Below are 23,892 nucleotides of genomic sequence, written 5' to 3' on the forward strand. Positions count from 1 at the left end.
GCCACCCCGCTGATGATGCCCCAATCCGGTCGTCGTATCCCCGGCACGTCGAGTGTGGGGGGCGACACGGTCGCCACCGACCGCGCCGGGATTCGGGTCGCGTTTCCGGTAGCGCCCGCGCTGTCCGATCTGCTACGCGTGATCGCAGCCGGTGCGGCCGGTCGGGGGAGGCGTGATGTGGCGGCGGTTCAGGTCCGACCCGGTGAGCCGGCTGCGGGAGCGGCTGGACGGCTTCGCCGCCACCACGGACCCTCGCGCAGTGCTCGACTCGGGCGCGATCCGCGACGCCGAGGCCGTCATCGACTTCGTGACCGCCACGCCCACCGACGGGCCACTGCCCGAGCCGGTCGCCGAGGGCTTCCTCCTCCTGGCCCGCCTGCGCTGGTACCGCTACCAGCTGCTGCCCCCGGGCGAGGACGCCGACGACCTCGGCCAGGCGGTCCGGCTCACCGAGTTCCTGCTGCGCTTCGCCCCGGAACGGGTGCCACCGTCGCTGCTGGCCCTGCTGCACGCGCACCGACCACCACCCGACTCCGGTCGGGTCCCCGGACCGCGGGTCGCCAGCGACCCGACGTCCGCGCCCACCGGCGCCGATTCCGCTCGCGGCGGGCGTACGGCGGGCCTGGTTGACGGCGAGGCCGGCGCGCTGTTCGTCGAGGCCGTCATGCTGATGGCCGCCGCGGAGAACAACCGTGACTACCGGGGCGCCGACCGGGCGGCGGCGCTGCTGCGACGGGCGGTGGACGGCACGCCCGCGGGCGAGCCGGAGCGGCTGCACTACCTGTCCGCCCTCGGCCGGGTGCACCGCGCCCAGTTCCAGCACCTCGGGCGGCGGCGCGCCCTGCCGTCGGCGATCGAGGCGCACCGGGAGAGCCTGGAGTCCACCCCGACCGACGACCCGGAACGTCCGGTCCGGCTGTTCCACCTCGGCAACGTGCTCGGCGACCGGTACGAGGTCCACGGCGACCCGGGGGACCTGGACGAGTCGATCACGCTGCTGCGCGACGCCGCACGAGCCACCGGCGCCAGCGCCTCGGTGCGCGCCATGGCCCGGGCCAACCTCGGGCAACGGCTGCGTGACCGGTGGCGCCTGCGGGCGCGGCCGGCCGACCTCGACGAGGCGATCGGCTCGTTCGCCGCCGCCCGGACCGGCGGTGATCCGCGGGTCGCCGCCCTGCACGGCACGGCGCTCGCGGAACGGTTCCTGCGCGGCCGGGCGAGCACCGACCGGGATGCCGCGATCGACGCGTACCGGTCGGCGCTGACCGGGTTCGGCGGTCTCGACCCGGAGCTGGCCGGCATCGCGCAGACCGGCCTGGCGACCCTGCTCGCCGAACGGCACCAGGCCGACGCCGCCCCGGCCGACCTCGACGCGGCGATCGAGGCGTACCGGGCGGCGGCCGCCGGGTCCGACTCGGCGCACGGTGGGCTGGACCCGGACGAGATACGACACGCGGTCGGCGGCCTGCTGGTGACCCGGTACGAGCGGCGGAGGCGGACCGACGACATCACCGAGGCGGTGCGGCTGCTGCGCGAGGGCGCCGACGCCGCCGGGGAACCGGTCCAGCGGGCCCGCTGGCTCGCCGAGCTCGGCTACGCGCTGGGTCGGGGGCACGCCGATCTGGGCGGGGTGCCCGCCCTGCGGGCCGCCCGGGACGCGCTGACCGAGGCGGAGTCGCTGCTTCCCCACGCCGACCCGCTGCGCCATCAGGTGCTCAACAACCTGGGCGAGACCCTGCGCGAACTGTCCGACCAGGCGGGGGAGCCGGCGCTGCTGGAGCAGGCCGCCGTGGCGCTGCGGGCCGCGGTCGCCGCCGCCGCACCGGATGCCGCAGCGCTGCCCGGGTACCGCTCGAACCTGGGCCTGGTATTGCAGGCCCTGTTCGCCTCGACCCAGGACCTGGCCACCCTGACCGAGGCGATCCAGGTGCTGGCCCAGGTGACCGAGGCGGCGCCACCCGGGCACCCGGACCGACTGCCGGCGCTCATCAACTACGGCTCCGCGTTGAACCGTCGGGTGGAACTCGCCCTGGACGGCGCGCTGCCCGCCGGCGGCCAGCCCGCCGACCACGTCAGGGCCAGTCCCGCCGGGGACGCCGACGCCGCTGTGACCGCGCTGCGGGAGGCGGCCGAACTGGCCGAACGGGAGGCCGAGCCCACCGAGTACGTGCAGACGCACGGCACCCTCGCCCTGGCCCACCTGCTGCGACACCGTCTGCACGACGACCCGGCGGGGCTGGACGAGGCGGTCCGGCTCCTCCAGCGGCTGAGCGAGCGCCAGCCGTTGCTCGGCGCCGAGCGGCACCGGATCCACACCAACCTCGGCAGCGCGCTGCTGCTGCGCTACCGGGCCCGCCGCGACGAGGCGGACGCCACGGCCATGCTGGCGGCCAACCGGGCGGCGGTCGACGCGCTGCCCGCCGAGCATCCCGCCCGGACCATGTGCCTGAGCAACCTGGCCACCGCCCTGGAAGCGGTCGCCACCCCCGCCGCGTTGGCCGAGGCGACCGACGTGCTGCGCGCCGCCGCCGCGGTGGAATCCGCGCCGTCGCTGCTCCGGGCGAGGGCGGCGAACCGGTACGCGGACCATGCCGCCGCGGCCGGCGACCTGCCGGCCGCGCTCGACGGGTACGCCACCGCGATCGAGCTGATCGACCTGGTGGCCTGGCACGGCATGGACCCCGACGACCAGGCGCGTCTGCTCGGGCTGTTCCCCGGGCTGGCCAGTGCCGCGGCGGCGGTCGCCATCGCCCTCGACCGCCCGGAACGCGCCGTCGAGTTGCTCGAGTACGGCCGCGGCGTCCTGCTGACCCGGGCCCACGACGCGGGCGCCGACCTGGCCACGCTGCGTGCGCGGTCCCCTCGGCTGGCGGCCCGGCTCACCGACCTCCAGGCCACCCTCGACGGCTTCGCCGCGCTGTCACCCGTCGGTCCGGACGGTCCCAGCGGCCGTGCCGAGCAGCGGTACGACCTCGCCGTACGGCGGCGCGACCTGCTCGCGGAGATCCGCGCCCGGCCCGGGTTCGCCGACTTCCTCCGCCCGCCACCGTTCGCCACCCTGGCCCAGGCTGCTGTCGGTGGCCCGGTGGCGCTGGTCAACGTGGCCGCGCGGCGCTGCGACGCACTGGTCGTCGCCGACGGCCAGGTCACCGTGGTCCCACTGCCCGAGCTGACCCTGGCCGACCTGGTCACCCGGACGGCGGGCTTCCTGACCGCGATCGCGGTGCTCACCGGGGCGGCGGCGTCGGACGCCCCAGAGCCGGCGGCGCAGCGCCGCCGGCTGGCGGCCCGGACCGAGGTCGGCCAGACGCTGGACTGGCTGTGGCAGGTCGTCGCCGCACCGGTGCTCGACGCCGCGCCAGCCCCGGCGCCCTCGGGTGCGGTACCTGCCGCCGAGGCGGACCGGCCACGGCTGTGGTGGTGCCCGACCGGGCTGCTCACCCTGCTTCCGTTGCACGCGGCCGGCCCGCTCGACGGCGGCGACGGGGTGCTGGACCGGGTCGTGCCGTCGTACACCGCGTCGCTGCGGGCGCTGGCGCACGCCCGACGCGGCGTGCCGACCCGGCCCGAGCCGGTCGACTCGGCGCTGGTCGTCGGCATGCCGCAGACCCCCGGCCTGGCCGACCTGCCCGGTGTCGCACGGGAGGAGGAGATCGTCCGCCGGCACCTGCCACGGGTCCGCGCACTCCTCGGCCCGGCGGCCACCCCGGCGGCGGTGCTCGCCGCGCTGCCCGACCAGCCGGTCGCCCACCTGTCCTGCCACGGCACCCAGGACCTGAGCGCCCCGGCCTGGGGGCGCCTCACCCTCGCCGGCGGCCCGCTGCACGTCCGGGACCTGTGGCGGCCCGCCGGCAGCCCGGCCGCGCTCGCCGTCCTGTCCGCCTGCGAGACGGTGCGCGGCGGCGCCGCCCTGCCCGACGAGGCGCTCACCCTCGGCACCGCGTTCCAGCTCGCCGGGTTCCGGCACGTCATCGGCGCGCTCTGGTCGATCTCGGACGCGCTGACCGTACGGCTCTGCGCCGACCTGTACGCCGGTCTGGCGGTGCCCGGCGGGATCGCACCGGACCGGGCGGCGCTCGCCCTGCACCAGTCGGTCCGTCGGCTCCGCGCCGCCCTGCCCGACCGCCCCGACACCTGGGCCGGCTACGTCCACCTCGGCCCCTGACGCCCCTGTTAGGAAGGGCCCCTTGTACAACACCAGGCGTTAACAGGGGTCCCTTGCTTACCGCTCGGCGCGTACCAGGTCACCCCGACCGCGACGACCAGCAGCGCGGTACAGAGCAGCACCAGCCGCACGCCGGTCCGCAGCGACCGGACCGCCGCCATCGCCTCCAGGTGGTCGCCGAGCGGGGCCGGTGGGAGCGCCGCCACCGGGGTCACCGCCAACCTGCCGTGCGCCGCCCGCAGCAGCGCCAGCGCCCCGCCCACCCCCGCGGCCAGCGCGGCGAGCAGCAGGACGCCGACCAGCGCACCCCAGCGCGGCGCCAGGGTGCTGACGTCGGTGCGGCCCCGGATCAGGCTGAACCCGACCAGCGCCACCAGCAGCCCGCCGAGGCCGTTGCGCCACGCCACCGCCGCCGCGCGGACCCGCTCCAGCTCACCGCGCAGCAGCCCGGCCACCTGCTGCGCCCGGTGCAGGTCGGCGACGGTCGCGGGTGGCCCGGGGCGCAGCCGGATCACGCCTCGACCTCCAGCCGCAGCGTCCAGTAGGCGCCGCAGCCGCGCAGCCCGGCGGGTCGCGAGGGGTGGTCGGCGTCGCACTCGCAGAGAACCGTGCGGTAGCCCGGGTCCGGGGCGGCCACCGAGGCCTCCCGCCGGTACAGCTCGTCGACGAGAGTGCTGGTGGTCGAGTGGTCGCAGCGCGGGCATCGTCCGCTGAGCTGCACCGCGAACTCGAACTCCCGCACCGTGAAGCCCGCGGCGGCCCGCGCCGCGTACGCCTCGTCGGTCACCTCGACGTACGGCAGTGGCCCCGCCGCCGGTTCGTCGTCGCGCATCCCGACCTCCCGCCGCCCACTCGGACCGTCCACCGTAGCCGGTCGCGGCACGCGGCCGGCCGACGTGTCGGATGATCACCACCAGCGCCGGCCACCGGTGCGCGATCGTGCCGGGATGCGGGCCGCCGCCGGCCCGACCGGGGCCAGTTGGCCGGAGCGAGCGGTACGGCGGCCGTCGGCGTGCGACGCTGAGCCCGTGCCGGCGACACCGGCTCGGGCCGCCGGGCCGGTCCGTACCCGGCGCGACGGCGGAGGGAGCACCCCATGGCGGGAGTGCCGCAGGTCGACTTCGCGCTCGACACGTACGAGTGCATCGTGATCTATCCCGGCGCGGCCGGACGGGCCCTGCCGAACGAGACCGTGCAGCGGTTGCAGGCCGAGCACACCGAGCACATGCAGGCGTTGCAGCAACGCGGCATCATCCTGGTCGCCGGCTCGGTGGACGGGCCGGCCCGCAACCCGGAGCCGCCGATCGGTTTCGGGTTGGCCCGCACCGGCAGCGTCGACGACGTGCGCAGCGTGCTGGAGGCCGACCCGGCGGTGCAGGCCGGGCTCTACCGGGTGGACGTGCTGACCTTCCTCTGCCCGGCCGGTTCGTTGGAGTTTCCGCTGGCCAAGACCGAGAGCTGACCGACCGCTCCATCGGCGGCTGTCGTAATGGTGACGGCGGTCGGGCGTCCGCCGCTGCTACGGTCGCGCCCAGCGAGGACCGCCGTCGGGGCGCACTCGGCGCCTGCGGCCGGCCCCGGTCGAGGAGTCGCCGTGAGCTCCGCAGCCACCTCCGATGTCGCGTCGGCCGCCGCCCGGCTGCGCGCCCTGCTCGGTGACCGGCTCCACGAGCCGGGAGATCCCGCTTTCGTCACCGCCACCCGCCTGTGGAACGCCGCTGTGGACCGCGCGCCCGCGCTGGTCGCCCGGTGCCTGGACGCCGACGAGGTGGCCGGCGTGGTCCGCATCGCCGCCCGGTGCCGCCTGCCGCTCTCGGTCCGTTCCGGCGGGCACGACTGGGCCGGTCGGGCACTGCGCGACGGCGGCCTGGTACTCGACCTGACCGGCCTGAGCCGGGTCCGCGTCGACCCGGGCACGGCCACGGTGACCATCGGCGGTGGCACCAGCGCCGCCGAGATGCTCGCCGCCGCCCGCCCGTACGACCTGGTGGTGCCCACCGGCACGGTCGGCGACGTGGGCATGGCCGGGCTCACCCTCGCCGGCGGGTACGGCCCGCTCTGCGGCCGCTTCGGCCTGGCCCTGGACAACCTGCTCGGCGCGGAGGTGGTCCTGGCCGACGGCCGTCGGGTCACCGCCGATCCCCGGCACGACGCCGAGCTGTACTGGGCGCTGCGCGGCGGCGGCGGCAACGTCGGCGTGGTCACCGAGCTGCGGTACCGCGCGCACCGGCTACCCGGCGTGCTGGCCGGCATGATCATGTTCGCGTTGGCCGAGGCGCCGGCCGTGCTGCGGGGCTACGGCGCGCTGGTCGCCGAGGCCCCGGACGAGCTGACCGTGATGGCCGGCTTCCTGCCCGGTCCCGCCGGCGAGCCGGTGATCTTCGTCTGCCCGTTCTACAGCGGCCCGGACCTGGACGCCGGGCGGCCGTGGATGGACCGGCTGCGCGCGCTCGGCACCCCGCTGGTCGACCAGGTCGACCCGATGCCGTACGCGGACGCGCTGCGGATGTTCGACGGCGGGATGGTCGACGGCAACCACTACCTGCTGCGGACCCGCTGGCTGCCCGCGCTCACCGGTGCCGCGGTGGACGCGCTGGTCGACGCCGCCCGGCAGGTCAGCTCACCGTTCTCCGCGCTGGCCCTGCACCACTTCCACGGCGCGGCCAGCCGGGTGCGGCTCGGCGACACGGCGTTCGGCCTGCGGGCCGATCATCTGTTGACCGAGGTGATCGCCGCCTGGGCGCCGGGCGGGGTGTCCGAGCCGCACCGGGACTGGGCCGAGCGCACCTCGGCGGCGTTCGCCCCGCACGCCCTGCCCGGTGGTTACCCCAACCTGCTCGCCCCGGAGGAGACCGAGCGGGTCCGGCTCGCCTACGGCGCGAACTGGGCGCGGCTGCGCCGGGCCAAGCGGCGCTACGACCCCCGTGACCTGCTCACCGCCGTGCCCACCCTGCCGCCGTCGGAGCACTCCGGGTGAGCCGCCGCCGGGAGCACCCGGACGGTGCGTGCCAGCGGAGGCGTACGATTCCCGGCGCGCGGTCGCCGTTGCCCGTCGCCACAACGTTCCCGGTGCGGTTCCGCCCGCCGGCCCGACGCGCACCGCGCGTCGTTGGACAATTGTTCCGCTGCCTGCAAGGGGTCGGCCCAGAGTCCGACCTGAAGGAGAGACTAGCCTGATGGGCGTGACACGCCGCGCGAAAATCGTCTGCACTCTTGGACCCGCCACCTCGTCCCCGGAGCGCATCCGGGGTCTCGTCGAGGCCGGCATGAACGTGGCGAGGCTCAACTTCAGCCACGGCAGCCACGCTGACCACGAGTCGGTCTATCGACTGGTCCGGGAGGCGTCCGAGGCGGCTGGCAAGCCGGTGGCCATCCTCGCCGACCTGCAGGGTCCCAAGATCCGGCTCGGCAAGTTCGCCGACGGCCCGCACGAGTGGCGCACCGGCGACTCGGTCGTGATCACCGGCGACGACATCATCGGCACCAAGGAGCGGGTCTCCTGCACGTACCGCAAGCTGCCGCAGGAGGTGAAGCCCGGTGACCGGCTGCTGATCGACGACGGCCGCGTCGCCGTCGAGGTCACCGACGTCACCGGCAACGACATCCGCTGCCTGGTCACCGAGGGCGGGCCGGTCTCCAACAACAAGGGCGTCTCGCTGCCCAACGTGGCGGTCAGCGTGCCCGCCATGTCGGAGAAGGACGCCGAGGACCTGCGCTTCTCCCTGGGGCTCGGGGTCGACCTGGTCGCCCTCTCGTTCGTCCGCTCCGCCGAGGACATCAAGCTCGTGCACGGCATCATGGCCGAGGAGGGCGTGTTCCGCCCGGTGCTGGCCAAGGTGGAGAAGCCGGAGGCGGTGGACCACCTGGAGGCCATCGTGCTGGCCTTCGACGGTGTGATGGTGGCCCGCGGCGACCTCGGCGTGGAGATGCCGCTGGATGAGGTCCCGCTGGTGCAGAAGCGGGCCGTGCAGCTGTGCCGGGAGAACGCCAAGCCGGTCATCGTGGCCACCCAGATGCTCGACTCCATGATCGAGAATTCCCGCCCCACCCGGGCGGAGGCCTCCGACGTGGCCAACGCGGTGCTCGACGGCGCGGACGCGGTGATGCTCTCCGGCGAGACCAGCGTCGGCAAGTACCCGGTGCTGACCGTCAGCACCATGGCCAAGATCGTGACGACCACCGAGGCCGGCTCGATCGGCGTGCCCCGGCTGCAGCACGACCCCCGTACGCACGGCGGTGCGCTCACCGTGGCCGCCTCGTCGATCGCCCGGGCCATCAACGCCAAGGCGCTCGTCGCCTTCTCGCAGACCGGCGACACCGTCCGGCGGCTCTCCCGGCTGCACTGCGACCTCCCGCTGCTGGCCTTCACCCCGGTCCCCGAGGTGCGCAGCCAGCTCGCCCTGACCTGGGGCGTGGAGACCTTCCTGATGCCGTTCGTGCAGCACACCGACGACATGTTCCGTCAGGTCGACCAGGCGCTGCTCGGCCTCAACCGGGCCAACCCGGGCGACTACGTGGTGATCGTGGCGGGCAGCCCGCCCGGCACCCCCGGCTCGACCAACACCCTGCGCGTCCACCAGCTCGGGTCGCTCGTCGACGCGGCGTCGGCGCGGGCGCTGCAGTGAGCGACGGCCGGGTCGCGGTCGGCCAGGCCGCGGTGGACCAGCTGCTGGAGGTCCTGGACCTGGACCCGACCGGGGAGATGACCTTCCGGGGGATGAGCCCCCCGGTCGGCCCGCAGCGGGTGTACGGCGGCCAGGTCGCCGGCCAGGCGCTGGTCGCGGCCGGCCGCACGGTCGACCCGGAGCGGTTCGTGCACTCCCTGCACGGCTACTTCGTCCGCCCCGGCGACCCGGTCGAGCCGATCGAGTACCAGGTGGAGAACATCCGCGACGGCCGGTCCTTCTCGGTCCGCCGCGCGGTGGCGCTGCAGCACGACAAGCCGATCTTCTTCATGTCGGCGTCCTTCCAGCGGGCCGAGGAGGGGTTGGACCACCAGGCGCCGGCCCCGCCGGACGTGCCCGCCCCGCAGGACGTGCCGACGATGACGGACCGCCTCTCCCGCTACCCGGAGCGGCTGGGCATCTGGGGTCAGATCCCGCGCCCGATCGACGTGCGCTACGTCGGCGAGCCCGGCTGGGTCCGTCCCGGTGACCGGCCGGCCGACCCGCACCAGCGGGTCTGGATGCGCATCGACGGCAAGCTGCCGGACGATCCGCTGCTGCACGCCTGCGCGCTCACCTACGCCTCGGACCTCACCCTGCTGGATTCGGTGCTCTCCGTGCACGGCGAGGTGTGGGGCCCGGGCGGGGTGGTCGGTGCGAGCCTCGATCACGCGCTCTGGTTTCACCGGCCGTTCCGGGCCGACGAGTGGTTCCTCTACGACTGCTGGAGCCCGTCGGCGTCCGGCGCTCGCGGGCTGGCCACCGGCCGGATGTTCACCACCGACGGCCGGCAGATCGCCAGTGCCGTGCAGGAGGGTCTGCTGCGCCGCGTGGGCGCCTGAAACTGCCGTCGTCCCCGCCGGGCACACACCTGAACACAGGTCGCGTCCGGGCGGGGACGGCTGTCTGACGGGGGCACCGTCGCGCTGACGAGCGCGGGCCGGGTCAGGGCTGGTGGATGCCCTCACCGGCGATCTCGATCTGCACGGTCTTTCCGACCAGAACGCCGCCACTTTCGAGCGCGACATTCCAGAGCAGGCCGTAGTCCTCGCGGTTGATTTCCGCCGTCGCGCTGAATCCGAAGATGTTCTGCCCGTAGGGATCGCGCCGAGCGCCGCCGAAATTCACCTGCAGGTCGACCACCCGGGTGATGCCCTTCACCGTCAACTCACCGGTGAGTACGAATCGTCCGGGTGCCGGGTCCGACTGCGGTGGGAGATTGTGACTTCTGCCTCGTCCACCGAGTCGATGCTTTCGCAGGCGGGCCCAGTAGAAAATTGGATCCTCGTTGCCCTGCCAGTTGATACCCGTGCTTCGATATTCAAGGGTGGGATAACGCTCCACGTCGAGGAAGTCGGCACTCTTCAGGTGCGTGTCCCGGTCGGCACTCCCGGTGGTGATGCTCGCCGTCTCGATGGTGGCGGTCACCGAGGAGAGCAGCGGGTCCTCCGCCACCAGGATCTGTGCGGTCGCCTCGGCGAATTCGCCCCGCACCGGGCTCACCATCATGTGCCGGGACAGGAAACCGATCCGCTTGTGCGCCTGATCGAGACGATAGGTGCCGGCGACCGGGATGGTCATGCCATCCCAGGTGCGTGTCGCGATATCGGTCATCGTGTTGCCTTCCCCCCGAGGTGGACCCCGGGTGTTTATCAATGTGCTGATGGAGCCCACGCAAACGGTCAGACACTCGTACTCCCCGCCAAGCATAAGGACGCTTCCGAGCAGCTTTTCGGGGCCCACCGCACGACGGATCATGAGGCACTCCACACGTCCTGGAATGCCTCCGGTGCGAGACCCGAGCCTGCCGTCTTTTCGTCGATGCGTGGCCGATCGGCCGAGGGTCGCCCGTCCGGCCGGCTGACCAGCGGGCTAACCTTGCCGACATGCGCCTCTCCGCCCGGGTCGACTATGCCCTCCGCGCGGCCGCCGAGCTCGCCGCGACGGCCAGCGGTCCCGGGCGGGGCCGGCCGGTCACGGCCGATCAGATCGCCCGGGCCCAGGAGATTCCGCCGAAGTTCCTGGAGAGCATCCTGCTCCAGCTGCGCCGGGGTGGCATCGTGCACGCCCAGCGTGGCCCGGAGGGCGGCTACTGGCTGGCCCGTCCCGCCGAGGAGATCTCCCTCGCGGAGGTTATCCGGGTGATCGACGGGCCCCTCGCGCACGTACGCGGGCAGCGCCCGGAAGCGCTCGGCTATCACGGCCCGGCCAGCGCGCTCCAGGAGGTCTGGATCGCGCTGCGGGCCAGCGAGCGGGAGATCCTGGAGCTGGTCAGCGTTGGCGACGTGGCCGCGAACACGCTGCCGGCCCGGGTCACCGAGCTGGCCGCCGACCCGCGCGCCTGGATCTGACCGCAGGCGTCCCATCCACCGATCGGGCACTTGACCCGGGCCTCCCCGTGCCGCATTGTCGACCAAGTCGATAGGAGATGCCGAAAAGTCAGGGGGCGCTCGTGCGCAAGCTGCTGGTCCTCGCTCTGGTCGGGCTCGCCGCGCAGCTGATCGACGGCTCGCTCGGCATGGCGTACGGGCTGACGTCGTCCACCCTGCTGCTGGTCGCCGGGGTCGCCCCGGCCGCCGCGTCGGCGTCGGTGCACCTGGCCGAGATCGGCACCACGCTCGCCGCCGGGGTGGCGCACTGGCGGTTCGGCAACGTGGACTGGCGGGTGGTGACCCGCATCGCGCTGCCCGGCGCGATCGGCGCGTTCGCCGGTGCCACGGTGCTCAGCTCGATCTCCACCGAGTCGGCCGCGCCGTGGATGGCCGGCATTCTCTTCACGCTCGGCGCGTACCTGCTGGTCCGCTTCGCCCGACCGCTGCGTACCGACCGGGTCGGCGGGCGGCTGCGCGGTCGCTTTCTCGGTCCGCTCGGCCTGGTCGCCGGCTTCGTCGACGCCACCGGCGGCGGTGGCTGGGGTCCGGTCGCCACTCCGGCGCTGCTGGTCTCCGGCCGTATGGAGCCGCGCAAGGTGATCGGCTCGGTGGACACGGCCGAGTTCGTGGTGGCGGGCGCGGCCAGCGTCGGCTTCCTGATCGGGCTGGGCAGCGAGGGATTCCTGCTGCCCACCGTCGCCGCGCTGCTCATCGGTGGGCTCGTCGCGGCCCCGCTGGCCGCGTGGCTGGTGCGTATCGTGCCGGCCCAACTGCTCGGCGCGGCGGTCGGTGGCGTGATCGTCCTGACCAACGCCCGCACCCTGATCCGGTCCGCCGAGCTGGACGGTCCGGTCCGCCCCGCGGTATACGCAGTGCTGGCGGCGGGCTGGCTGGCCGCGCTGGTGCTGGCCGTGCGGGCCCTGCGCCGTACCCGCCGGGCCCGCGCCACCGCCGTGCCCGCGACCGCGAGCGACGCCCCCGCCGCCGGCGTTCCTGCCGCCCCGGCGGCCACCGGCGCCGTCCCGGCCGAGCTCGCCGGCACAGGTACGCCAGCCGCACGCTGACCCCAGCACGCTGTTAGGAAGGGACCCTTCCTCTACACGAGGCGTTAATAGGGGGCCCTTCCTTTCACGGGTGGAGCAGCTCGTCGGCGGTGGTGGTCAAGAGCGTCCACGCCTCGTCGACGTGCCGTTCGGCGGTCTGCGGCGAGCCGACCGCCAGCCGCAACGTGTACCGGCCGGCCACCCGGGTGTGCGTCAGGTGCACCCGCCCGGTGCCGTTGAGCCGGGCCAGCAACTCGGCGTTGGTGTCGTCGTCGGCGCGCAGCCGGAAGCAGACCAGCGAGAACGGGTGCGCCGCGGCCAGCTCGAACCGGTCGTCGGCGCGTACCCGGTCGGCGAACCGGGCGGCCAGCGCCACCCCGGAGCGGATGTGCGCGCGCAGCCCTTCGACGCCGTACCAGCGCAGCACGAACCACAGCTTCAGGGCCCGGAACCGGCGGCCCAGCGGCACCTGCCAGTCCCGATAGTCGATCACCGCACCGGATTCGCTGGCCGCGTTGCGCAGGAACTCCGGCAGCACGGTCAGCGCCTCGACCAGCTCCCCGCGGTCGGCCACCCAGAACGCGTCGCAGTCGAAGCCGGTGAGCAGCCACTTGTGCGGGTCGAAGCAGTACGAATCGGCGTACTCCAGGCCGGTGTGCGACCAGCGCAGCTCCGGGCAGACGGCGGCGGCGCCCGCGTACGCGGCGTCCACGTGCAGCCAGATCCCGTACTCGGCGCAGATCGCCCCGATCTCCGGCAGCGGGTCGATGGCGGTGGTGGAGGTGGTGCCGATGGTGGCGACCACGATGGCGGGGATCTCCCCGACGGCCAGGTCGGCCTCGATCGCGGCGCGCAGCGCGGCCGGCCGTAGCGCCAGGGTCTCCGGGTCCGCCTCGATCGGGCGGACTCCGTCGCTGCCCAGCCCGGCGATCCGCACGGCCTTCTCGATGGAGGAGTGCCCGTGCACGGAGGTGTACGCCCGGTAGCGCCGGTCGATGCCGGCGTCGCGCCAGCGACCGCCGCTGGCCCGGTGCAGCGCGGCGAGGGTGGCCACCAGGGTCGCCGAGGAGGCTGAATCCTGGATCACCCCGCCGCCGCTGCCGGTCGAGCGGAACCGCTGCGGCAGGTCCAGCAACTGGGCCAGCCAGTCCATCATCACGGTCTCCAGCTCGGTGCAGGCCGGGCTGCTGGCCCAGAGCATGCCCTGCACGCCGAGCCCGGAGCTGACCAGGTCGCCGAGCAGGCTCGGGCCGGAGGTGTTGGCCGGGAAGTAGCCGAAGAAGCCTGGGTGCTGCCAGTGGGTCAACCCCGGTACGACTATCGCGTCCAGGTCGGCGAGGACCGCGTCGACCGGCTCGCTGGCGGTGGGCGGGGTGGCCGGCAGGGCGGCCGCCACAGTGCCCGGCGGGTCGGCCGGAGCGACCGGACGCTGCTCCAGTGTGGCCCAGTAGTCGGCGATCCAGTCGATGACGGCGTGGCCGGCGCGGCGGAACTCGTCGGGGTCCATGTGTGGGGCGCTCACCCGGCGAGTTGATCAGGCATCGTCCGCCGGGGCAAGAGTCGGGCGTGACGCGCGGCGGCCGAGTCAGCGACGAGCGTCGATGTTGCGTGGTGGAAAGCGCTTGCCCTACGATGCGCCTTGAGCCGGATCCGTGAGTACCCAGGGCGTTCACCCCCCGATCAGATCGCTGTCCGCCGCCGTCGCGCCGGACCGTCCACCGCGCCCTCCGGGCAGGGCTGGTGGACCGCAGCGGTCACCACCGGATCCCCGGAGGCAGTTCATGCACCAGTCCAGACATCGGTTGATCCTGCTCGCCGGTACGACCGCCGCCGCCGTCGCGGCCGGCACCCTCGGCACGGTCGTCGCCTCGGCCGCCGCCGCCGGCTGTCGGGTCGACTACCAGGTCACCAACCAGTGGCAGGGTGGCTTCGGCGCCGCCGTCACCGTCACCAACCTCGGCGACCCCGTCACCGGGTGGAGCCTCACCTGGTCGTACGCCGCCGGCCAGCAGGTCACCCAGGCGTGGAACGCAGCCGTCACCCAGACCGGCGCCCAGGTCACCGCGCGCAACGTCGACCACAACGCCGCCATCGCCACCAACGGCACAGCGGCCTTCGGCTTCAACGGCTCGTGGACCGGCGGCAACCCGGCGCCGGCCAGCTTCGCGCTCAACGGCGCCACCTGCACCGGCGCCGTACCCACCGCCGGCCCGACCACCACACCGCCGAGCACCCCACCCCCCACCACCGCGCCGCCGCCCTCGGCCGGAGCGGTGCAGATGGAGGATCTGGACCGGGGGCTGATCAGCGTCCGCTCCGGCAGCGGCAACCTGGTCTCCTGGCGGTTGCTCGGCACCGAGACCTCCGGCGTGGCGTTCAACCTCTACCGGGGCTCCACCAGGGTCAACGCCAGCCCGATCACCGGCGCCACCAGCTACCTCGACAGCGGTGCGGCGGCCGGCTCGGCGTACACCGTGCGCGCGGTGGTGGGCGGCGCCGAGCAGGCGGCCTCGGCGCCGGCGCTGCAGTTCCGCGACGGCTACCTGGACGTGCCGTTGCAGGTCCCGGCCGGTGGCAGCACCCCCACAGGCGAGAACTACACCTACAGCGCCAGCGACGCCTCCGTCGGCGACCTCGACGGTGACGGCAGCTACGAGATCGTGCTCAAGTGGGAGCCGTCGAACGCCAAGGACAACTCCCAGTCCGGCTACACCGGCAGCGTGTACGTCGACGCCTACACCCTCGCCGGCGCCCGGTTGTGGCGCGTCGACCTGGGCCGCAACATCCGCGCCGGGGCCCACTACACCCAGTTCCAGGTGTACGACTACGACGGCGACGGGCGCGCCGAGGTGGCCATGAAGACCGCCGACGGCACCCGCTCCGGCACCGGGCAGGTGATCGGATCCGCGTCGGCCGACCACCGCAACTCCAGCGGCTACGTGCTGGCCGGCCCGGAGTACCTGACCATGTTCGACGGCCGCACCGGCGCGATCCTCTCCACCGTCGGCTACGACCCGCCGCGCGGCACCGTGTCGTCCTGGGGTGACTCGTACGGCAACCGGGTGGACCGGTTCCTCGCCGGCACCGCCTACCTGGACGGGCAGCGCCCCTCGCTGATCATGGCACGGGGCTACTACACCCGCGCGGTGATCGCGGCCTGGGACTTCCGCGACGGCACGCTGCGCAGGCGCTGGACGTTCGACTCCAACGCCTCCGGCAACGGCGCCGCCGCCGGTCAGGGCAACCATCAGCTCTCCGTCGCCGACGTCGACGGCGACGGCCGCCAGGAGATCGTCTACGGCGCAGCCACCATCGACGACAACGGACGCCTGCTCTACTCGACGGGCAACGGGCACGGCGACGCCCTGCACGTCGGTGACCTCGACCCGAGCCGCCCCGGGCTGGAGGTGTTCAAGGTCGACGAGGACGCCAGCAAGCCCAGCTCCTGGTTCGCCGACGCCCGCACCGGCCAGATCCTCTGGTCCACGCCGGCCTCCGGCGACAACGGCCGGGGCGTCTCCGCGGACATCTGGGCGGGCAGCCCCGGCGCGGAGTCGTGGTCGTCGGCGGTCGCCGGGTTGGCCGACACCCGGGGGCGCAACGTCGGCCGCAAGCCGTCGTCGGCGAACTTCCTCGCCTGGTGGGACGGCGACCCGGTGCGGGAGCTGCTCGACGGCACGAAGATCGACAAGTACGGCACCGGCGGTGACACCCGGCTGCTCAGCGGCAGCGGGGTGTCGGCCAACAACGGCACCAAGTCCACACCGGCGCTGTCCGGCGACATCCTCGGCGACTGGCGCGAGGAGGTGATCTGGCGGACCACCGACAGCCGGGCACTGCGCGTCTACAGCACGCCCATCGCGACCAGCACCCGGATCCACACCCTGATGCACGACCCGCAGTACCGGGTGGCGATCGCCTGGCAGAACACCGCCTACAACCAGCCGCCGCACCCGGGGTTCTTCCTCGGCGACCAGATGGCGAACCCGCCCACCCCGAACATCTACCTACGCTGATCCGACCCCTGGCGGACCCGAGTGGGGCCGCCAGGGTGGCAGGCACCGGGCCGCAGCCGCGGAATCCGCTCAGCTCCGGCCCGGTGCGCCACACCGCGGCATTCCCGACCCGTCCCGACCGGGGATGCCGTACCACCACCGGCACCTACGTTAGGCACCGTCCGGGTCGCGGGGGTGACGCTGACGTGAAGATCGTGTTTCAGGCCTTCCGGCCCAGGCCGCCCGCCACCTGCTCGGCGATCAGCTCGTACGAGCGCACCCGGTCCGCCACGTCGTAGACCAGCGTGGTCAGCATCAGCTCGTCCGCGCCGGTGCGCTCCACCAGCTCGGTCAACTGCCGGCGCACCGTCTCCGGCGAACCCATCGCCTGACCGTCGCGGCGCTGCAGGACGAACTCCCGCTCGATCTCGGTGTACGGGTAGGCCGCCGCCTCGTCGGGCGTCGACAGTGGCTCCGGCCGGCCGGAGCGCAGCTTCAGGAACGACAGCGCGCTCGGTCCGGCCAGCCACTCGGCCCGCTCGTCGGTCTCCGCGCAGACCGCGTTGACCGCGACCATCGCGTACGGCTTGTCCAGCCACTGCGACGGCCGGAAGTTCTGCCGGTACAGCGCCAGCGCCGGCAGGGTGTTCGCCGAGCTGAAGTGGTGCGCGAAGGAGAACGGCAGGCCGAGCAGGCCGGCCAGTTGGGCGCTGAAGCCGCTGGAGCCGAGCAGCCACACGGCCGGCTGCTCACCCCGCCCGGGGGTGGCGATGATCTGCCCGGGCCGTTCCCCGCTGAAGTAGTTCATCAGGTCGGCCAGCTCGTTCGGGAAGCCCTCGGCCGAGAGCCCCTCCATGGTGCGGCGCAACGCCAGCGCGGTCATCTGGTCGGTGCCCGGCGCGCGGCCGATGCCCAGGTCGATCCGGCCGGGGTGCAACGCCTCCAGGGTGCCGAACTGCTCGGCCACCACCAGCGGCGCGTGGTTGGGCAGCATCACCCCGCCCGACCCGAGCCGGATCGTCGAGGTGTTCGCGGCCAGGTGGGCGAGCAGCACGGCGGGAGCGGAGCTCGCGATCGCCGGCATGTTGTGGTGCTCGGCCACCCAGAAACGGTGATAGCCCAACTCCTCCGTGCGGCGGGCCAACTCGGTGGTGGCCTGCAAGGCGGCGCCAGCGGTGGTGCCCTTGGCGACCGGAGCAAGATCAAGAACAGACAACGGTACGGTGATCACACGGTTGGCCAACCCGCCACCGACCGCTTTTGTTCCGCTTGGCCGGCATTCGATAGGACCGCACACCCACCCCGTCGCTGCTCAGCCCATCCCGCGGGCCTGCTCGAAGATCAGGCTGGTCTGCGTGTGCTGCACCACCGGATCGACGGCGAGGTGGTCCAGCACGAAGTCGCGCAGCGCGTCCCCGGACGCCGCCCGCACGTGCAGCACGTAGTCCTCAGCGCCGGCGACGTGGAACACCGACACCACCCCGGGCAGCCGCACCGAGCGGGCCCGGAACGCGTCCACCGCCGCCCGCTCGTGCGCAGTCAGCCGTACCGACACCAGCGCCTGCAACGGCAGCCCGAGCGCGGCCGGGTCCACCTCGGCGTGGAACCCGCGGATCGCGCCGCGCTCGCGCAGCGCCCGGGTGCGGGTCAGGCAGGTCGAGGGCGCCACCCCCACCCGCTCGGCGAGAGCGTTGTTCGGCAACCGGCCGTCCGTGGCCAGCTCGGTCAGGATCGCGCGGTCCACCTCGTCCAGGGCCGGATACGGCCGCACATCGTTCGGCTCAGGGGGCATCCCGCCATCCTCACCCGAATCCTCCAACGACACCAGGGTCAAGGACAGAATTATCTTCCAAGGCATTGCCCTCCTCGCGGAGGATGTTCGACCCTACAGCCATGACGATGGTGGACACGACAGCCGTACACGCCGGCCGCGACGACCTGCGGGCGCTCGGCGTCCACGTACCGCCGATCGACCTGTCCACCACCAACCCGCTGCCCTCCGTGGACGGCGGCGGGGACGCCTACGAGCAACTCGCCACCGGCGGCCTCCTCCCCGCCGAAGGCAGCGCCGTCTACCAACGGCTGTGGAACCCGACCGTCGCCCGCTTCGAGACCGCCCTCGCCGAACTGGAAGGCACCGCCCAGGCCGTCGCCTTCGCCAGCGGCATGGCCGCGCTCACCGCCACCCTGCTCGCCGCCACCCGGAACGGCCACCGGCACATCGTCGCCGTCCGTCCGCTGTACGGCGGCACCGACCACGTGCTCGCCACCGGGCTGCTCGGCACCACCGTCACCTGGGCCCGCCCCGACGAGGTCGCCGCCGCCATCCGTCCGGACACCGCCCTGGTCATCGTCGAGACGCCCGCCAACCCCACCCTCGACCTGGTCGACATCGCCGCCCTCGCCACCGCCGCCGGCGACATCCCACTACTTGTCGACAACACAGTCGCCACCCCCGTGCTGCAACAGCCCGCCCGGCACGGCGCCGCACTCGTGCTGCACAGCGCCACCAAGAGCATCGGCGGGCACGGCGACGTCCTCGCCGGCGTCGTCGCCTGCGACGCCGACTGGGCCGTCCGGCTGCGCCAGGTCCGCGCGATCACCGGCGCGATCCTGCACCCGCTCGGCGGCTACCTGCTGCACCGCGGCCTGCAGACCCTGCCGCTGCGCGTCCGCGCCCAACAGGCCACCGCCGAGAAGCTCGCCGGCTGGCTCGCCGACCACCCGGCCGTACACCGCGTGCACCACCCGTCGGTGCACGACCCGGCGGCGCTGGTCGGCCGGCAGATGGCCGGGCCCGGCAGCCTGCTGGCCTTTGAGGTACGCGGCGGCGCGCCCGCCGCGGCCGCCGTCGCCGGCGCCTGCCGGCTGATCACCCACGCGGTGTCCCTCGGTGGCGTCGACACCCTGATCCAGCACCCCGCCTCGCTCACCCACCGGCCGGTCGAGGGCGACGCGAAGCCCGCCGCCGCGCTGCTGCGCCTCTCGGTCGGGCTGGAGGACCCCGAGGACCTGCGCGCCGACCTCGCCCAGGCGCTCGCCATCCTCGGCTGACCGCCCGGCCACCTCAGCTTCCCCAGCACCCGGCGGGGAGATCCGTGCCGGGCCACCCGCAGCATCGCCCGGCCAACCCGTCGGTGGTGGTGACCTGGTTCGGCAGCAGCCGGCGCAGCATCGAAAGAGCGGGCGGGTCACGGCGCCGGCTACAGTCCGCGCGTGGCGCGGTCAGTACTTCGGGCCGACGTGCCGGTCCAGGGCGGCGACCGCCTCGCGCCGCGCCACCGACAGTGACCAGGGCAGGTTCATCCGCCATGCGATCCCCAGCAGATCGAGCGCCCACTGGCACAGAGTCATGATGTCGGTCGACCTGTTCGAGAACATGTAGCGCGGGTAGACGTACTCCCTGCCCCGCACCGTCACCCGATTGGCGAACCGGCAGCCGTCCGAGTGGAACAGGCCCCGGAGGAAGTGGCCGGGATGGCGCTCGATGATCGGCCGCTGCCAGTCGGCGAGGACGATCGGACGTTCGTGCTTCTTTCCCGGGCCGTGCTGCGGGAGCAGGCATGGCCAGTGCTTGCCGCTGCTTTCCACCGAGACGCAGCCGGTCTTGGGAATGCGTTGCACCTTCGTGGCGAGCACTGCCCGCATGGCCGTGTCGCACGCCTCGATCAGCCCGGGCCAGCTGTTGCTGCAGACGATGCGGAGCACCGGGACCCGCGCCGAGGTGACCAGATGCCCGTCGCCCAGGTAGAGACCGAGCAGGTAGGCGTATGCCGGTTGATCTGTCGGATTGTCGACGCCCTCCCGGCAGCGGAAACAGCGCAGCGCGGTGCCGTGGACGACGGGTTCGGGGCGGTCTCGACACCAGTGCCAGACGGTGCGATAGGGGAGCCCGACGCCGCGGGCGACATCGGCGATGCTGGCTCCGGACAGGTGGAGCTCCCGAGCGCGAGCACGCACCTCCGGGGAATGCATGACAACATCATCGAACGCGCGTACGACAGTCCTGGTGCCCCCGGTGGGATTCGAACCCACACTGTATGCAGTTTGAGTGCACTGTCTCTGCCATTGGACTACAGGGGCCTTCAGTTTCCCGGCCTGGATAGGTTACCCACTACGCTGAGGGCGGTGACACCCGGCTGGGCGGGTGTCGGGTTCTAACTGGTGGGGGTAGGGCTGGTGGCCGAGACGCCGACGGATGCCGAGCGCAGGCGGGTGCTGATCGCCGAGGACGAGGCGCTGATCCGGCTGGACCTGGCCGAGATGCTGGTCGAAGAGGGCTACGAGGTGGTGGGGGAGGCCGGCGACGGCGAGACCGCCGTGCGCCTCGCCGAGGAATTGAAGCCCGACCTGGTCATCCTCGACATCAAGATGCCGATCATGGATGGGTTGGCCGCCGCCGAGCGCATCGCCGGCGCGCGGATCGCCCCGGTGATCATCCTGACCGCGTTCAGCCAGCGTGACCTGGTGGAACGGGCCCGGGCGGCCGGCGCGATGGCGTACCTGGTGAAGCCCTTTCAGAAGAGCGACCTGGTCCCGGCGGTGGAGATCGCCCTGTCGCGCTACTCCGAGGTCGCCGCGCTGGAGGCGGAGGTCGCCGGCCTGACCGACCGTCTGGAGATCCGCAAGACGGTGGAGCGCGCCAAGGGCGCGCTGATGACCACGTACGGGATGACCGAGCCGCAGGCGTTCAAGTGGATCCAGCGCACGGCGATGGACCACCGGATGACCATGAAGGAGGTCGCCGAGCGGATTCTCGCCGAGACCGCCGGCGGTGAGGTGGCGCAGCCGACCGTCTGACCGGTCGCCCGTGGGGCCGGTTCCGGGCGCACGCGGATCGGGGGCCGCCGCGCGGCGCCCTCGGGGAATAGCATCGACCCGTGACCGTCCGACGGGTGATCGCGGTGTTCGGCCTCTTCGCGCTGCTGGTCTCCGGCTGCGACGGTTCCGCCGAGCCGTCCGGTGGCGCCTCGACCGGCGCCGGGCCGACGGCCGCCCCCGCGCCGGCGCTCCGGCCGGGGTGGCAGCCGCTGGCGTTGCCGGCGCCGCCGGGTGGCGCGGGCCGCCTGTTGCTCCGCGACGCGGCGGCCTGCGCGGGTCGCTGGTTCGTGGTCGGCGGTGTGGCCGACGCGGGTGGCGGCACCCGTCCGGCAGCGTGGACCAGCGTGGACGGTACGGCCTGGACGGTCGTGCCGGTGCGTGCGGATTCCTTCTACGGCCGGCAGAACGTGCTCTCGTCGGTGGCCTGCCGGGGCGGGAAGGCGGCGGTGATCGGCGCCAAGACCGGTGGGGCGCACGGGTATCCGCGGATCAGCACCTGGCGGCCGTTGGCCGACGGCACGCTGGGCGAGGTGCAGGCGTCGTTCGAGACGTTCGGCGGGCCGACGGCGGTGAACGTGTCCCGGTTGGTGGCCGGAGCGTCGGGCTGGTTGATCGTCGGCAACCGCTCGGCGGGCGCGGCCTCCTGGGTGTCGTCGCCGCCGGCGACGGAGTTCGAGCTGGTGGAGGGCGCGCCGGAGCTGGCCAGCGATGCGGTCGGCGTGACCTGGGCGTTCGACGCGGTGGCGGCGCCGCCGGGCTGGTTGGCGGTGGGTGGCCTGCTGCCGGCCGGCCGGATCGACCGCGATCCGGCGGTGTGGTCGTCGCCGGACGGGCGGTCGTGGCGGCGCACCGTGTTGCCGGGTGGTCCGGAGTACGAGGAGTTGCAGCGGGTGGCGGTCGTCGGCGGGGTGCCGGTGGCGGTCGGGTTGCGCGGGTCGACGTTCGGCGCGTGGCGGCAGGAGGGTGCGGGCTGGGTGGCCGGCGGAGCGTTCGGTCGGCGGGCCGGGGCCGGGGTGCCGGCGGTGGCTTCACTGGTCGTCGCCGGGGACCGGCTGGTCGCCGCCGTCGCCGACGGTGCGCGGTACTCGGTGTGGGTCTCGGCGGATCGGGGTGGGTCGTGGCGGGAGGTCGCGATGCCGCTCGACGTGCCGGCGGGGGCCGACCGGGACGTGACGCTGGTGGCGGTGGGCGACCGGTGGTGGTTGGCGGCGGACGACGGCTCGCGGTCCGCGCTGTGGTGGGCGGGTGTCCCGGGTGCCTGAATGTCGGTGGTTGCGCCGCGTCTCGGCCTGCGGTGCGGGCGTGCCGAGTAGTTTTCGCAGGTCAAGGGGCCTTTCGTCCAGGGCAGGATGGTCCGGGTCGATGCGGGTGAGCTCCGACCGGCCGCGCGATTAAGGACCGACCGACGGATTCACCTGTTACGGACATCGACAGGATTGCCCACGTCTTCGTAACGGTTTCGCAGACCCCCCGTTCAGGCCTTCCGGGAGGGTGTGCGGTGTCGGTACGCTCCGCCATCACGAGCCGTAACGCAGGGGGAGTCCCTGCGGGGTGGGTGGAATTGCGGGTTTGCTGCTGTCGCCGTCGCTTCGGGTCAGCCGCGTCCGCATCTGGAGGAGGTCAGGAAGCCGTGAGGCGAAGCTATGTACGGGCGCTGGGCACCGTTGCGCTCGCCGCGACCCTGGTGGTCGCGGCTGGTTGCCAGGATTCCGGTGGCGACGATGGTGGGACCGCGTCCGGTGACTGCGGTGGCAAGATCGCGATCTTCGGCGCGTTCACGGGTGACAACGCGGGTCTGGTGATCCCGTCGCTGAACGGCGCGAAGCTCGCCGTGAAGCAGTTCAACGCGGCGAACCCGGACTGCAAGGTCACCATGCAGGAGTTCGACACCCAGGGTGACCCCGCGGTGGCGACCCCGTTCGCGAACCAGATCGCGGGGGACAACTCGTTCCTCGGTGTCATCGGTGGTCACTTCTCCGGTGAGTCGGACGCCACGATGCCGATCTACCAGGCCGCGGGCCTGGCGATGATCAGCCCGTCGGCGACCCGCACCGACCTGACCCAGAAGGGCAACACGTCCTTCTACCGGGTGGTCGGCAACGACGGCACGCAGGCCGGCGCGGTGGCGAGCTACCTGAAGACCCAGAACGCGCAGAAGGTCTTCATGATCGATGACGCCAGCGCGTACGGCGCGGGCATCACCGACGAACTGGGCAAGCAGCTCGGCCCGCTGGTGGTCAACAAGGACAAGATCCAGGAGCGGCAGGCGCAGTTCGACGCCACCATCTCCAAGATCAAGTCTGCGCAGGCGGACTTCGTCTTCTACGGCGGTTACACCCGTGAGGCCGCTCCGCTGGTGAAGCAGATGCGTGCCGCCGGTGTCAAGGCCAAGTTCGTCGGTCCGGACGGTCTGTACGACCCGGCGTTCCCGAAGGGTGCCTCCGGCGGCGCGGAGGGCGCGATCATCACCTGCCCCTGCCTCCCGCCTGACAAGGCCGGCGGCACCTTCTCCGCCGACTACCAGAAGGAGTACGGCATCCCGCCGGGCTCCTACGGCGCTGAGGGCTTCGACGGCGCGAAGATCTACCTGGACGCCTTCAAGGACGGCAAGAAGACCCGGGCCGACATCCTGGCGTACGTGAAGGCGTACGACAAGCAGGGTGTGTCGAAGTACATCAAGTTCGATTCCAAGGGTGACGTCGACCCGACGAAGGTCGTCATCTGGGCCTACCAGATCAAGGGCGAGGCCATCGAAGCGCTGCAGGAGCTCAAGCTCAGCTGACGCCCCACGCAATGGAGTGCGGCCGGGGTGTTTCACCCCGGCCGTACTCG

At 73.1% G+C, this 23,892-nt stretch carries 19 protein-coding genes and 1 tRNA gene; 12 read left to right on the forward strand and 8 right to left on the reverse strand.

What is annotated here, in order from left to right; translation table 11 throughout:
- The first annotated feature begins 175 nt into the window (after nt 1-175).
- Nucleotides 176-4,165: a CHAT domain-containing protein gene (locus tag GA0070607_RS21475; protein WP_089019797.1), complete on the forward strand. Its 3,990-nt coding sequence runs from the start codon at nt 176-178 to the stop codon at nt 4,163-4,165.
- Between the two features lie 8 nt (nt 4,166-4,173).
- On the opposite strand, the gene GA0070607_RS21480 is transcribed toward GA0070607_RS21475, so the two are convergent.
- Together GA0070607_RS21480 and GA0070607_RS21485 are read right to left on the reverse strand one after the other, a co-directional pair.
- Nucleotides 4,174-4,680, reverse strand: a complete 507-nt coding sequence (locus GA0070607_RS21480; RefSeq protein WP_089019798.1) for a hypothetical protein — start codon at nt 4,678-4,680, stop codon at nt 4,174-4,176.
- Entirely contained in the window at nt 4,677-4,997 is a 321-nt protein-coding gene (locus tag GA0070607_RS21485) for a hypothetical protein (RefSeq protein ID WP_089019799.1), read from the reverse strand. The genes GA0070607_RS21480 and GA0070607_RS21485 overlap by 4 nt, the downstream gene beginning before the upstream one ends.
- 264 nt (nt 4,998-5,261) lie before the next feature.
- On the opposite strand from GA0070607_RS21485, the gene GA0070607_RS21490 reads away from it, so the two are divergent.
- The 4 genes from GA0070607_RS21490 (at nt 5,262) to GA0070607_RS21505 (ending at nt 9,671) form a co-directional block, all read left to right on the forward strand.
- Nucleotides 5,262-5,627 carry a YciI family protein gene (locus tag GA0070607_RS21490; protein ID WP_089019800.1) on the forward strand — a complete coding sequence of 122 codons (366 nt, stop codon included), beginning with the start codon at nt 5,262-5,264 and terminating at the stop codon, nt 5,625-5,627.
- 132 nt (nt 5,628-5,759) lie between these two features.
- Nucleotides 5,760-7,142: an FAD-binding oxidoreductase gene (locus GA0070607_RS21495; RefSeq protein WP_172899078.1), complete on the forward strand. Its 1,383-nt coding sequence runs from the start codon at nt 5,760-5,762 to the stop codon at nt 7,140-7,142.
- Nucleotides 7,143-7,341: 199 nt separating this feature from the next.
- On the forward strand, nt 7,342-8,790 hold the full coding sequence (pyk, locus tag GA0070607_RS21500; protein WP_089019802.1) for a pyruvate kinase: 1,449 nt from the start codon (nt 7,342-7,344) through the stop codon (nt 8,788-8,790).
- Nucleotides 8,787-9,671, forward strand: a complete 885-nt coding sequence (locus GA0070607_RS21505; RefSeq protein WP_089019803.1) for an acyl-CoA thioesterase — start codon at nt 8,787-8,789, stop codon at nt 9,669-9,671. Before pyk ends, GA0070607_RS21505 begins: the two co-directional genes overlap by 4 nt.
- Before the next feature lie 103 nt (nt 9,672-9,774).
- Here the strand turns inward: GA0070607_RS21505 and GA0070607_RS21510 are convergent, their stop codons facing one another.
- Nucleotides 9,775-10,443, reverse strand: coding sequence for a YceI family protein (locus GA0070607_RS21510; protein ID WP_089019804.1), 669 nt, complete (start codon nt 10,441-10,443; stop codon nt 9,775-9,777).
- A gap of 272 nt (nt 10,444-10,715) precedes the next feature.
- On the opposite strand from GA0070607_RS21510, the gene GA0070607_RS21515 reads away from it, so the two are divergent.
- Both GA0070607_RS21515 and GA0070607_RS21520 read left to right on the forward strand, forming a co-directional pair.
- Nucleotides 10,716-11,180, forward strand: coding sequence for an RrF2 family transcriptional regulator (locus GA0070607_RS21515; protein WP_089019805.1), 465 nt, complete (start codon nt 10,716-10,718; stop codon nt 11,178-11,180).
- Nucleotides 11,181-11,281: 101 nt separating this feature from the next.
- Nucleotides 11,282-12,265: a sulfite exporter TauE/SafE family protein gene (locus tag GA0070607_RS21520; protein ID WP_089019806.1), complete on the forward strand. Its 984-nt coding sequence runs from the start codon at nt 11,282-11,284 to the stop codon at nt 12,263-12,265.
- A 64-nt stretch (nt 12,266-12,329) separates the two neighbouring features.
- Here the strand turns inward: GA0070607_RS21520 and GA0070607_RS21525 are convergent, their stop codons facing one another.
- Nucleotides 12,330-13,766: a pyridoxal-dependent decarboxylase gene (locus GA0070607_RS21525; RefSeq protein WP_231930114.1), complete on the reverse strand. Its 1,437-nt coding sequence runs from the start codon at nt 13,764-13,766 to the stop codon at nt 12,330-12,332.
- A gap of 259 nt (nt 13,767-14,025) precedes the next feature.
- On the opposite strand from GA0070607_RS21525, the gene GA0070607_RS21530 reads away from it, so the two are divergent.
- Entirely contained in the window at nt 14,026-16,260 is a 2,235-nt protein-coding gene (locus GA0070607_RS21530) for a rhamnogalacturonan lyase family protein (RefSeq protein WP_089019808.1), read from the forward strand.
- 199 nt (nt 16,261-16,459) lie between these two features.
- Here the strand turns inward: GA0070607_RS21530 and GA0070607_RS21535 are convergent, their stop codons facing one another.
- On the reverse strand, nt 16,460-17,470 hold the full coding sequence (locus GA0070607_RS21535) for an LLM class flavin-dependent oxidoreductase (RefSeq protein ID WP_172899213.1): 1,011 nt from the start codon (nt 17,468-17,470) through the stop codon (nt 16,460-16,462).
- An 81-nt stretch (nt 17,471-17,551) separates the two neighbouring features.
- The gene (locus tag GA0070607_RS21540; protein WP_089019810.1) at nt 17,552-18,031 is read right to left on the reverse strand and encodes an Lrp/AsnC family transcriptional regulator; all 480 of its coding nucleotides are present in this window, start codon (nt 18,029-18,031) and stop codon (nt 17,552-17,554) included.
- An 83-nt stretch (nt 18,032-18,114) separates the two neighbouring features.
- Between GA0070607_RS21540 and GA0070607_RS21545 the strand changes: the two genes are divergently transcribed.
- A complete protein-coding gene (locus tag GA0070607_RS21545; RefSeq protein WP_089019811.1) occupies nt 18,115-19,293 on the forward strand; it encodes a trans-sulfuration enzyme family protein in 1,179 nt (392 codons plus the stop codon).
- A 171-nt stretch (nt 19,294-19,464) separates the two neighbouring features.
- Here GA0070607_RS21545 and GA0070607_RS21550 read toward each other — a convergent pair whose 3' ends face one another.
- Together GA0070607_RS21550 and GA0070607_RS21555 are read right to left on the reverse strand one after the other, a co-directional pair.
- Nucleotides 19,465-20,214 carry a helix-turn-helix domain-containing protein gene (locus tag GA0070607_RS21550; RefSeq protein WP_089019812.1) on the reverse strand — a complete coding sequence of 250 codons (750 nt, stop codon included), beginning with the start codon at nt 20,212-20,214 and terminating at the stop codon, nt 19,465-19,467.
- Between the two features lie 32 nt (nt 20,215-20,246).
- A tRNA-Leu gene (locus GA0070607_RS21555) sits at nt 20,247-20,322 on the reverse strand.
- A gap of 96 nt (nt 20,323-20,418) precedes the next feature.
- Here GA0070607_RS21555 and GA0070607_RS21560 point away from each other — a divergent pair.
- The 3 genes from GA0070607_RS21560 (at nt 20,419) to GA0070607_RS21570 (ending at nt 23,842) form a co-directional block, all read left to right on the forward strand.
- The gene (locus GA0070607_RS21560) at nt 20,419-21,039 is read left to right on the forward strand and encodes an ANTAR domain-containing response regulator (RefSeq protein ID WP_089019813.1); all 621 of its coding nucleotides are present in this window, start codon (nt 20,419-20,421) and stop codon (nt 21,037-21,039) included.
- Between the two features lie 80 nt (nt 21,040-21,119).
- Complete coding sequence (locus GA0070607_RS21565; RefSeq protein WP_089019814.1) at nt 21,120-22,322, forward strand: hypothetical protein; 1,203 nt, start codon at nt 21,120-21,122, stop codon at nt 22,320-22,322.
- A gap of 368 nt (nt 22,323-22,690) precedes the next feature.
- Nucleotides 22,691-23,842 carry a branched-chain amino acid ABC transporter substrate-binding protein gene (locus GA0070607_RS21570; RefSeq protein WP_089019815.1) on the forward strand — a complete coding sequence of 384 codons (1,152 nt, stop codon included), beginning with the start codon at nt 22,691-22,693 and terminating at the stop codon, nt 23,840-23,842.
- Nucleotides 23,843-23,892 lie beyond the last annotated feature (50 nt).

The organism is Micromonospora coriariae (genome assembly GCF_900091455.1).
Lineage (GTDB): Bacteria > Actinomycetota > Actinomycetes > Mycobacteriales > Micromonosporaceae > Micromonospora > Micromonospora coriariae.

Excerpts from the sequence above, each read along its gene's own strand:
- GA0070607_RS21490 (WP_089019800.1), top strand. The coding sequence starts at position 5,262 with ATGGCGGGAGTGCCGCAGGTCGACTTCGCGCTCGACACGTACGAGTGC.
- GA0070607_RS21510 (WP_089019804.1), bottom strand. The coding sequence starts at position 10,443 with ATGACCGATATCGCGACACGCACCTGGGATGGCATGACCATCCCGGTC.
- GA0070607_RS21540 (WP_089019810.1), bottom strand. The coding sequence starts at position 18,031 with ATGCCCCCTGAGCCGAACGATGTGCGGCCGTATCCGGCCCTGGACGAG.
- GA0070607_RS21545 (WP_089019811.1), top strand. The coding sequence starts at position 18,115 with ATGTTCGACCCTACAGCCATGACGATGGTGGACACGACAGCCGTACAC.
- pyk (WP_089019802.1), top strand. The coding sequence starts at position 7,342 with ATGGGCGTGACACGCCGCGCGAAAATCGTCTGCACTCTTGGACCCGCC.
- GA0070607_RS21530 (WP_089019808.1), top strand. The coding sequence starts at position 14,026 with ATGCACCAGTCCAGACATCGGTTGATCCTGCTCGCCGGTACGACCGCC.
- GA0070607_RS21550 (WP_089019812.1), bottom strand. The coding sequence starts at position 20,214 with ATGCATTCCCCGGAGGTGCGTGCTCGCGCTCGGGAGCTCCACCTGTCC.
- GA0070607_RS21515 (WP_089019805.1), top strand. The coding sequence starts at position 10,716 with ATGCGCCTCTCCGCCCGGGTCGACTATGCCCTCCGCGCGGCCGCCGAG.
- GA0070607_RS21485 (WP_089019799.1), bottom strand. The coding sequence starts at position 4,997 with ATGCGCGACGACGAACCGGCGGCGGGGCCACTGCCGTACGTCGAGGTG.
- GA0070607_RS21475 (WP_089019797.1), top strand. The coding sequence starts at position 176 with ATGTGGCGGCGGTTCAGGTCCGACCCGGTGAGCCGGCTGCGGGAGCGG.